Annotated in this window: 9 protein-coding genes; 8 read left to right on the forward strand and 1 reads right to left on the reverse strand. The window is 72.5% G+C overall.

The window, feature by feature from the left end:
- Window positions 1-13: 13 nt before the first annotated feature.
- From EOE66_RS13165 to EOE66_RS13200, 8 genes are all read left to right on the forward strand, one after another.
- Window positions 14-727, forward strand: coding sequence for an energy transducer TonB (locus EOE66_RS13165; protein WP_128229173.1), 714 nt, complete (start codon window positions 14-16; stop codon window positions 725-727).
- Between the two features lie 68 nt (window positions 728-795).
- Window positions 796-2,394 (forward strand): putative porin, encoded by a 1,599-nt coding sequence (locus tag EOE66_RS13170; protein WP_164885099.1) that lies wholly within the window; start codon window positions 796-798, stop codon window positions 2,392-2,394.
- Between the two features lie 38 nt (window positions 2,395-2,432).
- The gene (locus EOE66_RS13175) at window positions 2,433-3,119 is read left to right on the forward strand and encodes a hypothetical protein (RefSeq protein WP_128229176.1); all 687 of its coding nucleotides are present in this window, start codon (window positions 2,433-2,435) and stop codon (window positions 3,117-3,119) included.
- 4 nt (window positions 3,120-3,123) lie between these two features.
- Window positions 3,124-3,897 carry a polysaccharide biosynthesis/export family protein gene (locus EOE66_RS13180; protein WP_164885100.1) on the forward strand — a complete coding sequence of 258 codons (774 nt, stop codon included), beginning with the start codon at window positions 3,124-3,126 and terminating at the stop codon, window positions 3,895-3,897.
- Window positions 3,894-5,180 (forward strand): hypothetical protein, encoded by a 1,287-nt coding sequence (locus tag EOE66_RS13185; RefSeq protein ID WP_128229179.1) that lies wholly within the window; start codon window positions 3,894-3,896, stop codon window positions 5,178-5,180. The genes EOE66_RS13180 and EOE66_RS13185 overlap by 4 nt, the downstream gene beginning before the upstream one ends.
- A gap of 25 nt (window positions 5,181-5,205) precedes the next feature.
- Window positions 5,206-6,984: a GNVR domain-containing protein gene (locus EOE66_RS13190; protein WP_128229180.1), complete on the forward strand. Its 1,779-nt coding sequence runs from the start codon at window positions 5,206-5,208 to the stop codon at window positions 6,982-6,984.
- Between the two features lie 4 nt (window positions 6,985-6,988).
- The gene (locus tag EOE66_RS13195) at window positions 6,989-7,843 is read left to right on the forward strand and encodes a P-loop NTPase family protein (RefSeq protein WP_128229182.1); all 855 of its coding nucleotides are present in this window, start codon (window positions 6,989-6,991) and stop codon (window positions 7,841-7,843) included.
- A 64-nt stretch (window positions 7,844-7,907) separates the two neighbouring features.
- Window positions 7,908-9,263 carry a WcaI family glycosyltransferase gene (locus EOE66_RS13200; protein WP_128229183.1) on the forward strand — a complete coding sequence of 452 codons (1,356 nt, stop codon included), beginning with the start codon at window positions 7,908-7,910 and terminating at the stop codon, window positions 9,261-9,263.
- A gap of 21 nt (window positions 9,264-9,284) precedes the next feature.
- On the opposite strand, the gene EOE66_RS13205 is transcribed toward EOE66_RS13200, so the two are convergent.
- Window positions 9,285-11,285 carry a methyl-accepting chemotaxis protein gene (locus EOE66_RS13205; RefSeq protein WP_245479029.1) on the reverse strand — a complete coding sequence of 667 codons (2,001 nt, stop codon included), beginning with the start codon at window positions 11,283-11,285 and terminating at the stop codon, window positions 9,285-9,287.
- Window positions 11,286-11,403 lie beyond the last annotated feature (118 nt).

An 11,403-nucleotide genomic window follows, 5' to 3' on the forward strand; every position in this document is an offset into this window, starting at 1 on the left:
GCCTCCGCGCGCCATGCCCCGCCCCGCTCAGGACAGCGCCGCTTCGCGGCCACAGCACGGCCGTCGCCCCAAGGGGCGCGGCCAGTTGCTGGCGGCGGTGCTGGGCTTGCTGTTCCTGGGTGGGCTGGCATGGCTGATCGTGAGCGTCGTCGGTGCGCCCGAGGGCCCGCGCAAGCCGGCGGTGCAGCAGGTGGCCATCCTGCGCCAGCCGCCGCCCCCGCCCCCGCCCAAGCCGCCCGAGCGCCAGCCCGAGCCGCCCAAGGTGAAGGAAGAGGTGAAGATCAACGAGCCCAAGCCCGAGCCCGTGCCCGACAAGCCCGCCGACCCCGCCCCGGCCGCCAAGCCGCTGGGGCTGGACGCCGACGGCAGCGCTGGCAGCGACGGCTTCGGCCTGGCCGCCAACAAGGGCGGGCGCGACATCACCACCATCGGCAGCGCAGGCGGTGGTGGCGGCGGCAGCGGTCGTTATTTCACCGGCCTGCTGCAGCGCAATTTCTTCGAAACCCTGGCCCGCAACCGGCGTGCGCCGCTGGACGAATTCAGCGTGGTGGTGCGCGTGTGGATCGGGGACGACGGGCGCGTGCAGCGCGCCCGCATCGTCGAGGGCTCGGGCAATGCCGAGCTCGACCAGCTCATCGAGACCACGCTCAGCGAGATGTCGCCGCTGCGCGAAGTGCCGCCCGTCAACCTGCGCCAGGTGCAGCTGCGCCTGAACCGCCGCGCCTGAGGCCGGGGCCCTGCTCACCAGCCGCCATGAACCTGCCGACCCCGAACCGATTTCCCAGAGACCGCCGCATGACGCCAGCCACCTCCAGCCCGACCCCCTTGCCGCTGGGCAAGCTGCGTACCTGGCTCGCCATCGCGCTGGTGGGCCTGCCGCCGCTGGTGATGGCGCAGGCCACGACGCCCGGCGCCGACATCGACCGGGTGCGTGCCGCGACGCAGCGGCTCATCGAGCAGCTGGTGGAACAGGGCCTGTTGACACGTGCCCGCGCCGAGTTGTTGCTGAAGGACCTGGATGCACCGGCAGCCGCGCCTGCGGCGGCCCCGGCCAGCCCAGCGGCCAGCGGCGCCCCGGCGCCCGCGGCGGTGGCCGCCCCGGCTGCGGTGCGTGTGCCCTACATCCCCGAGTTCGTGCGCCAGCAGCTCAAGGAAGAATTGCGAGGCGAGCTGGCGCTGCAGGCCTCGCGCGACGGCTGGGCCGGCCCCAACAGCGTGCCGGCCTGGGTGCGCGGCATCCGCCTCGAAGGCGACCTGCGCACGCGCTTCCAGCAAGACGAGTTCGACGACGGCAACGCGCCGGCGCTGAGCGTGACCGAGACCAACCGCACGCGTGCGGTGACCCTGGCTAACACCACCGTCGACAGGCAGCGCCTGCGCGTGCGCGCGCGCCTGGGCGCCACCATCACCGCCGACGCGCAGTGGAGCGGCGGCATCCGCCTGAGCACGGGCAGCGCCACCGACCCCTTGTCGGCCAACCAGACGCTGGGCACCTACGGCAACCGCTACACCGCCACCTTCGACCGCGCCTTCATCCGCTGGCGCGCCAGCCCGAGCATGAACGTGGTGATGGGCCGCTTCGGCAACCCCTGGGTGTCCACCGACCTGGTCTGGGCCAACGACCTGTCCTTCGACGGCGCGGCCTGGCAATGGACCCCGGACCTCGGCCGCTTCGGCCGCGGCTTCGTGACCGCGGCGGCCATGCCCGTGCAGGAATTGGAACTGGCCGGCGACAAGTGGCTCTACGGGCTGCAGGCCGGCGTGCAGTGGCCGGGCAGCGGCTTGTTGTCGGGCCGCGTGGCCCTGGCCTACTACCACTACGCCAACATCAAGGGGCGGGCGAACAGTGCAGGCTCCAGCCTGCAGGACAGCAGCGCCCCGGCCTTCGCGCAGAAGGGCAACACCTACTTCAACATCTCGTCCGACCCCGCGCGGCCGCTGCTGGCCCTGGCGGCTGACTACCGCATCGTGGCGCTGACCGGCAACCTCGACCTGCGCAGCTTCGGCGACAAGCGCCTGGGCCTGAGCGCCGAGATCGCGCGCAACGTCGGCTTCGATGCCAACGAGGTCTCGGCGCGCCTGGGCACACGGGTCGATGCACAGACGCTGGGCTACCAGCTGCGGCTGTCGCTGGGCGATGTCGAGATCGACGCCGCGGGCAAGTGGCAGGTCTTCCTGGCCTACAAGCGCGTGGAGCGCGATGCCGTGCTCGACGCCTTCACCGACAGCGACCTGCGCGGCGGCGGCACCGACCTGAAGGGCTACTCGCTGGGCGGCAGCTACGGCCTGGGCCGCCACAGCAGCCTCACGCTGCGCTGGCTGGGCGCAGATGCGCTCAGCGGCGCACCGCTCAGCCAGGACACCTTGCAGCTCGACCTGCTCATGCGCTTCTGAGCGCAGCCCCTGTGCCCCATCTCCCTGCGAGCCACCCCATGAAGCCCACACCCTCCACCCCGGCCTGGGGCCCCGTTGCGTGCCTGCTGGCCAGCTTGCTGGCGGCGCTGCCCGCGCAGGCGCAGGACGACCGCGCCGCCGAGCGCGCGGCCCGGCGCCAGCAGATGCAGCTCCAGCAGCTGCAGCAGCAGGTGAGCCAGGCCGAGGCCGAGAAGGCCCGCCTGCAGCAAGAGCGCGAGCAGGCCGAGAAGCAGGCCGGTGAACGCGCACGTGCCGTGGCGCGTGCGGGTGCGGCGGAGAAGGCCGCGCTCGAGCGCGCGCGGCTGCTGGAGACCGAGAAGGCCGGCCTGCAGCAGCGCGTCGAAGCGCTGGAGCAGGCCGCGTTGGCGCAGCGGCAGGAAGCCGCCGCCGCCCTGGCCGCCAAGGACACCGAGCTGGCGCGCTTGGCCGCGGCCCTGCAGGCGCAGACCGGCGCGCGCGACGAATGGCAGCAGCGCTTCGGCCAGCAGGTGCGGCTGGTCACCGAGTGCAGCGAGAAGAACGACCGCCTCGTGAAGCTGGGCGCCGAGCTGCTGGCGCGCTGGCAGGGCAAGGGTGTGCTGGATGCGCTGAAGCAGCGCGAGCCCCTGCTCGGCCTGGGCGATGTGCAGATGTTCAACCTGGTCCAGGCCTACCGTGACAAGACCGACAGTGAAAAGTTCGTGCCGCGGGCCGCGCGTGAGTGACGCCTTGGCGCACTCGCCTTGCAGGCCCGATGGGCTGCCCTGGAAGGCCGGCGCGTGGCAGCGTCTGGGCGCGGCTGCCGCGGGGCTGCTGGCCGCCGTGCTGCTGACGGGTTGCGGCACCGTGGACCTGGGGGTCTTGTTCCGCAGCCCCCCGGCCGAACCCGTGCCTGCGGCTCCTGCGCCCACGGCCATGGCCTTGCCCTGGGGCACCACACCGGCCGAGGCGCGGGCTGCCGCGCAGGCTGCCAGCCCCGCGCCGGGCGCCGACCCCGCGCGTGCCGCCGAGGCGCGCGACCCGGCCTATCGCATCGGCCCCGAAGACGGCCTGGAGATCGCGGTGTGGAAGGACGACAGCTTGAAGTCCACCGTGCTCGTGCGGCCCGACGGTGGCATCTCCTTCCCGCTGGTGGGCGAGTTGCCGGTGGCCGGCCTGACGGCGGCGCAGGTGCGCGAGGAAATCGCCACGCGCCTGCGCCGCTTCGTGCCCGACGCCGAGGTCACTGTTTCGGTGGTGCGGGTGGCGAGCTACCGCGTGTACGTCACGGGCCGCGTCAACCGGCCCGGCGAGTTCGCCGTCGGGCGCACGCTGGATGTGCTGCAGGCGCTCAGCCTGGCCGGCGGCATGACGCCCTTCGCCGACGAAAGCGAGATCCGCATCATCCGCCGCGAAGGTGCGCGCCAGCTCTCCATCCCCTTCGATTACCGCCAGTTGCGCAAGGGCCAGGGCCTGGCGCAGAACATCCTCTTGCGCAGCGGAGACGTGGTGCTGGTGCCGTGAAGCGCTGCAGGCAGCTGCCCGCGCGGTGCGGCTGGGTGGTGTTGGCCATCGCGCCGGTGGCGGCCTGGGCCCAGGGCTGGGCGGCCGAGAGCAGCGCCCAGGCGCGCCTTCAGACCGACAACAACCCGGGGCTGGCCGCGCCGGGCACCGCCCGCAGCGCCGAAAGCCTGTTGCAGTGGCTGGGCCGCGCCAGCCTGCAGCGGCGCACCGAGGCGGCCGAGACCGAGGCCGAGGCCGCGCTCACGCTGGGCCGGCGCTGGGCGGACGGCGTCAGCAACGCGGATGACAACGCCCAGGGCCGTTTCTCATTGCGGCAGCGCCTGCAGGGTGAGCGCCACAGCGCCGGGGGCAGCCTGACCTGGCGGCGTGAGCAGCCGCTGCAGGCGGCCGAGCCCAGCGCTGCCGAGGCCGCGCTGGGCCGCAATGCGCAGACCGTGCAGACCGTGCAGGAAGCGGCGCTCGACTGGGCCTGCGCCTGGCACGAACGCCTGCGCAGCGAGCTGGGCTGGAGCCAGGGCCGCACGCGTTATGCCGGCGTGGACACCCCGGCCGTGGCAGCGGCTCCGGGCTACCGCCTGAACGGGCTGAGCCTGGCGGGCCGCTGGGAGTGGGACGAGCGCAGCACGCTCAGCCTGAGCCTCGGGCACACCGTGCAGGCGCTGCAGGGCCCGGCGGCCCCGCGCACCGCCATCGACAGCCTGCGCCTGGGCCTGAGCCACGCGGTCAGCGAGCGCCTGTCCTTCAGCCTTTCGGTGGCGCAATCGCGCACCGAGCAGCAGGCCACGCGCTTCGGGCTGGCCTGCCCGTTGCCGGTGCAGTTCTGCCAGGCTGGCATCGTGGCGCCGGTGCCCACGCAGGAGGCCGTGCGCCTGCAGCGGCGCGAAGGCCAGTACAGCGCCGGCGGGCGCTGGCTCTGGAGCCCGCAGCTCGGGTTTTCAGCCACGGCCTCGCGCGCGCTGACGCCCGGCCCGGCCGGTGTCGACCGCGAAGACCGCGGCAGCTTCAGCGCCGAGTACACCGCCTCGGAGGCCTGGCGCTCGGCCTTGGTGCTGGCGCATTCGAGCACACAGGCCGCGCTGCCGGGCGCCGGTGCGGGCTTGGGCCGGGCGCGGCTGCAAAGCCTGGCCCTGGACAGCAGCTGGCGGCTCGGCGAGCCCTGGACGCTGACCCTGCAGGCGCAGTGGCGCCGCTTCGACGGGGCCACCCCCGGTTCCGGGGCCCGCTCGCAGGCGTTTTCCATCAGTTTGCAATATCTGCGCAGCACAGTGCTGGGTCTGCCCTGAGCCGCGCGTCTTGCGCCCCCGCCCCATGCCAGCCCTCAGCGAAGACGCCACCGCCGCGTGGAACCCGGCCGCCGACGAAGGTCGGCGCCTGTCCGACCACCTGCGGGTGTTGCGCCGCCGCCGCGGGCTCTTGGTCGGCGTGCTCGTGCTGCTGCTGGCCCTGAGCGCGGCCATCGCGTTGCTGCTGCCCGCGGTGTACCGCTCCACGGCCACCATCCTCATCAAGGAGCAGGAGATCCCGCAGGAGCTGGTGCGCTCCACGGTGACGAGTTATGCCGACGAACGCATCCAGGTGATCAGCCAGCAGGTGATGACGCGCGCCACGCTGCTGGGCCTGGCCGAGCGCCACGGGCTCTACGCCCAGGCCCGCCAGCGCTCCACCAGCGAAGAGATCCTCGACCGCATGCGGCGCGACATCAAGCTCACGCCCGTGAGCGCCGAGGTCACCGACCGCCGAACCGGCGCGCCGGTGCGCGCCACCATCGCCTTCACGCTGTCCTACGACAGCGAAGAAGCCGCCAGCGCCCAGAAGATCGCCAACGAACTGACCACGCTCTTCCTCAACGAGAACATCAAGAACCGCCAGGAAAAGGCCGCCGAGACCACTTCGTTCCTGGAGGAAGAGCTGTCCCGGGTCAGCACCCACATCGGGCAGGTGGAGCAGCAACTCGCCGACTTCAAGCAAAGGCACCAGGGCCGCACGCCCGACCTCGCCTTGTCCAACCTGATGGCCAACGAGCGCGCCGAGCTGGAACTCCAGCGTGTCGACCGCGAGATCGCCTTCATGGCCGACCGCCAGCTGCAGCTGCAGGCCCAGCTCAGCGAAACCCGGCCCCAGGCCCCGCTGGCGGGCGGCGGCGCGCCGGTGCTCGAGCCCGACGACCGGCTGCGTGTGCTGCAGCTTCAACTGGCCCAGGCCCAGGCCCAGTACAGCGAGAACCACCCCGACGTGCGCCGGCTGCGCCGCGAGATCGCCACCCTGCAGGCCCAGGCCGGCCCGCAGCCCGGCGGCGCCGACCGCGAACGCGAGCTGCGCCGGCTGAAGGAAGAACTGGCCCAGCTGCGGCAGCGTTATGCCGAGCAACACCCGGACGTGCAACGCCTGCAGCGCACGCTGCAGACCCTGGAGCTGCTGGTGCGCGGCGACGCCACTGCGGGCGCTGCCTCGCCTTCGCGGCCCGACAACCCGCTGTACCTCTCGCTGCGGGCGCAGCTGGAGACCACGGGTTCGCAGCTGCAGATGCTGCGGGCCGAGCGCGGCGAGCTGCAGAAGCGCCAGGCCGAGATGGCCGCGCGCGTGTCGCAGTCGCCCGACATCGAGCGCCAGTACCTCGAGCTGGTGCGCGACCTCGACACCTCGCGGGCCCGCTTCCGCGACCTGCGCGACAAGAGCATGCAGGCGCAGGTGGCCGAGCAGCTGGAGCGCAGCCGCAAGGCCGAGCGCTTCACCGTCATCGAGCCGCCCATCTACCCCGAACGCCCCCACCGCCCCAATCGCCAGCTCATCATGGCCATGGGCGCGGTGCTGGCGCTGGTGGGCGCGGTGCTGGCCGTCTACTTGCGCGAGGCGCTGGACCAGACCGTGAGCGGCGCACGCGACCTCGTGCGCGTGCTGCAGGTGCCGGTGCTGGCGGTGCTGCCGGCGCAGGCGCAGCCGGTGTCGGCCCAGCGGCGTGCGCGCATCGTGCTTGGCGGCCTGCTGTTGCTGGCCCTGCTGCTGTCGGCGGCCGCGGCCAGCTTCCACCACCTCGTGATGCCGCTGGACGTGGCCGGCTACGGCCTGCTGCGCCGCGTGGGACTCTGACACCGTGAACGCCCCCCTACGCCCCGTGGAACCCGTGGTGCTGCGGCCCGAGCCCGCGCCCGCCCGCGGCGACATGCAGCCCGAAGCACCCGCCGGCGGCACCTTGAGCATCCACTACACCCAGACGCGGGTGCTGGCCGGCTGCGTGGAGCGCCTGCAGCGCCTGCCCGGCGTGGTGCGTGCCGACCGCTCCGAACTCGCCGAGGTCTTCAAGCGCCTGCGCAGCCAGCTGCTGCAGCGCCTGCAGGCCGACGGCCACAGCCTGCTGGCCGTGACCAGCCCGCGCGCCATTGCGGGCAAGTCGCTGACGGCGCTGAACCTGGCACTGGCCATGGCTGCGGAACTCGACCGCACGGTGCTGCTGGTGGACGCCGACCTGTCCGGCGGTGGCCTGCAGAGCCTGCTGGGGCTGGGTGATGCGCCGGGCCTGGGCGAACACCTGGGCGAAGGCACGCCCCTGGACGCCCTGCTGGTGAACCCCGGCGTGCCGCGCCTGGTGGTGCTGCCGGGCGGCCGCCGGGGCGGCCCCGCCTCGGCCGAGCTGCTGGCCACGCGCGCGATGCAGCGCCTGGGCCAGGAGATCAAGCAGCGCTACCCCGACCGCATGGTCATCATCGACATGCCGCCGCTGCTGGACACGGCCGACGCGATGGCCCTGCTGCCGCTGGCCGACACCACCTTGCTGGTGGCCGAAGAGCACGGCACGGCCCTCGCCGACCTGGAGGAGGCTGCCGCCTTGCTCGCGCCCTTCAACCTGGTCGGGTCGGTGCTGGCTCCCAAGCCGCCGGCCTTGCGGCCCGCCCGGCTGCCCTGGTGGCGGCGCTGGCGTGGCCAGGGCGCTGCCAAGCCCAGGGCCTGAACGGACTAGGTCGGCCGGGCCGGCCGACATGGCGGGGTCACCGCCACGCCGCAACCTTGCGGCCATGGAATCGACCGCCCGTACCGAGCCCCCGCGCCACGCCCACGCCTCGGGAACGGCGCCGCAAGGGCAGCGGCTGCTGCTGCTGAGCCTGAACTACAGCCCCGAGCTCACGGGCATCGGCAAGTACTCGGGCGAGATGGCAGAAAGCCTGGCCGCGCGCGGCCACGAACTCACGGTCGTGTGTGCGCCGCCGCACTACCCGGCCTGGTCGGTGCACGCCGGCCACAGCGCCTGGCGCTACAGCGTCGATCGCAGCCAGCCCGGGCTCACCGTGGTGCGCTGCCCGACCTGGGTGCCGCGGCGGCCCGGCGGCGCGCAGCGCCTGCTCTACCAGGCCAGTTTCGCGCTCAGCAGCCTGCCGGTGATGTTGTGGACGGGCTGGCGCTGGCGGCCCGACGTGGTGTGGACCGTGGCGCCGGCCACGCTCAGCGCCCCGGTGGCCTGGCTGACCGCGCGGCTGTGCGGCAGCAAGGCCTGGCTGCACGTGCAGGACCTGGAATTCGACGCGGCCTTCAGGCTCGGCCTGCTGCGCGGCCAGCTGCTGCGCCAGTTGTGCGGCCTGGGCGAGCGCGCGCTGCTGGGCAGCTTCGACCGCGTGTCGACGATCTCCCGCCGCATGCTGCGCCACCTGGCCTGCAAGGGCGTGGGCCTGGCCCGCAGCAGCCTGCTGCCCAACTGGGTCGACCTGGAAGCGCTGGACTCCGCCCGGCAGACCGCGGCGGCGGCGGCCCTGCGCCGCCAACTGGGCATCGCACCCGGCCAGAAGGTGGCCCTGTTCTCCGGGACCATGAACCGCAAGCAGGGCCTGCACACGCTGGTGCAGGCGGCGGAACTGCTGCGCCATCGCGACGACATCGTCTTCCTGCTGTGCGGGCAAGGCGAGATGCGGCCCGCGCTGGAGGAAGCCGGCCGCGGCCTGCCCCAGTTGCGTTTCATCGACCTGCGGCCCGCGCACGAGCTGGGCGCCTTGCTGGCGCTGGCTGATGTGCACCTGCTGCCCCAGTTGCGCGAGGCGGCCGACCTTGTCTTGCCGTCCAAGCTGGGCGGCATGCTGGCCAGTGGCCGGGCCATCGTGGCCGGCGTCGACGCCGACAGCGAAATCGCCACGCTGGTGCAGCACGCCGGCCAATGCGTGCAGCCCGAATCGGCGCAGGCCTTCGCAATGGCCATCCAGTCCCTGTGCGACGACGATGCCGAGCGCCTGCGGCTGGGCGAAGTGGCCCGCCGCCTGGCGCTCACGCGGCTGGGCCGTGTGGCGGTGATGGACGCGCTGGAAGCCGAGCTGTTCGACCTGGCGGGCCGTGGCCTGCGCGAGCCCGCCCCGGGCACCGTGCAGGCGGCCGAGCAGGTGCCCTGACCGGCAGGGCGCGCCCGGCCCTCAGCTGAGGGCGGGGGATGTGTCTTCTGCCAGCTTGAAGCGCGACACCGCCTTGGCCAGGTCTTGAGCCTGCTGCTGCAGCGAGGCCGAGGCGGCGGCGGTCTGCTCCACGAGCGCGGCGTTCTGCTGCGTCATCTGGTCGAGGTCGGTGACCGACTTGCTGACCTGCCGCACGCCCTCGCCCTGCTGCGAAGCGGCCGTGGCGATGTCGCCGATCAGCGCGCCGATCACGCCGACGCCGCCCACCACGGTCTGCATCTCGCGCCCGGCGTTCTCGACCACCCCTGTGCCGGCGTTCACCTTCTCCACCGTGTCGGTGATGAGCGACTTGATCTCGCGCGCCGCGGTGGCACTGCGCTGCGCGAGGCTGCGCACCTCGCTGGCCACCACCGCGAAACCGCGGCCCTGCTCGCCGGCGCGGGCGGCTTCCACCGCAGCGTTCAGTGCCAGGATGTTGGTCTGGAAGGCGATGCCGTCGATGGTGCCGATGATGTCGCCGATGCGCTTGGAGGCGGCGTTGATCTGCGCCATCGTCGTGACGGCGTCGCCGATCACGCGGCCGCCACGGTCGGCGGCGTTGGCGTTGTCCGAGGCCAGCGCGGTGGCGCGCTGGGTGTTCGAGGCCGTGTTCTCCAGCGTGGCGTTGATCTGTTCCAGCGAGGCCGCGGTCTGCTGCAGCTCGGCCGCCGTGCGTTCGGTGCGCGTGGACAGGTCCAGCGAGCCCGAGGCGATCTCGGTGCTGGCGTGAACGATGCCGTCGGATGCGCTGCGCACCTCGTGCACGATGCGGCGCATCGAGTCCTGCGTGCGCGCCAGGGCCAGCATCAGGTGGGCGGCTTCGTCCTTGCCCCAGGGGCGGGGCGACTGTGTCAGGTCGCCGTCGGCCATGCGGTCGAGGTGGCGCGCCACCTCTTCCAGGCCACCGTCCATCACGCGGGCGAAGCACACGAACAGGTAGGCGCCGAGCAGCAGCGCGGTGACCGTGATCACGAAGCGTGCATTGCGCCCCGTCTCCAGGGCCGCCACGCGGGTCGCCAGCAGGCCGTCGATGGCGGGCAGGGCCGAATCGAAGACCGTGAAGTAGGCCTTCACGGCTTCGTGGCCGGCCTTGTAGACCTCGGCCGGCTCCATCGAGATCTTCATCATCTCGGTGACGTCGGCCGTGGCGTGGAACTTCAGCGCCTTGTCCAGCCCGCTGAGGTCGATCTTCTCCTTCAGTGACGGGTTGGCGGCGAAGGCGCGTTCGAGGGCCTCCTTCGCATCCTGGATGCCGCTGGCGGTGCGTGCGCTCCACACGGCATGGCGCTTGTACTGCTCGGGGCTGTCCAGGCCCGCCTTGGCCAGCGCGTAGGTGCCCCAGCCCCACAGCTGGCCCAGGTCTTCGCTGGTCTTGGGCAGGTTCACGAACACCGCCATGATGGTGTAGAGCGAATCGAGGTCGGGGTCGAGCACCAGGTTCGATTCGTCGGTGATGCCTTGCAGCACCTTCAGCGAGGCCTCGGTCACCGGGCCGAAGACGGTACGGCCCTTGTCGTCGGCGCCGTTCTTGCTGCTGGCGGTGGCCACCCAGGCGCTGCGCATGGCTTCGACGCGGGGCGACAGCACCAGCGGGTCGCCGGTGCTCTGGAGGTGGGCTTCCATGGCCGTGAGGGCCTGGTCCACCCGGCCGCGCGCGGCGCTGTAGTCCTGGCTGACGTCGAAGCCGCCGAGCATCGCGCGCGTGGCGTTGCGCGTCTCCAGCACCCCCAGCAGCACCGGCACGAACTGCTGCATGGCCGCCACGCCAACGCGTTCTTTCTGAGAGAACTCCACCTGCGCCTGCTTCTCGGCCAGGTAGGCCGTGCCCAGCACCAGCGCCGGCAAGAGCAGCACGGCCGAGATCAGCAGCGCCTTGGTCCTGAAGCGCAGCTGGCGGAACAGGCGTATGCCCGGTGCCCAGAGGCCGTGGTAGCGGAAGAGTTCGCCCGGGCCGTTGTGCCAGGAGGCTGATGTGGTGGACATGGGAACTCCGAGAAGGGGGTGGTGCTGCCGGGCGGCTCGAACCGTCGCCGCGGCTTTCCTTGCCCGGAACTATCGGCCGCGCTGCCCAGGCCTGAAGCCGGAAATTTCGTCGCGAAAG

Origin of the sequence: Rubrivivax rivuli (assembly GCF_004016505.1) — a bacterium.
Lineage (GTDB): Bacteria > Pseudomonadota > Gammaproteobacteria > Burkholderiales > Burkholderiaceae_C > Rubrivivax > Rubrivivax rivuli.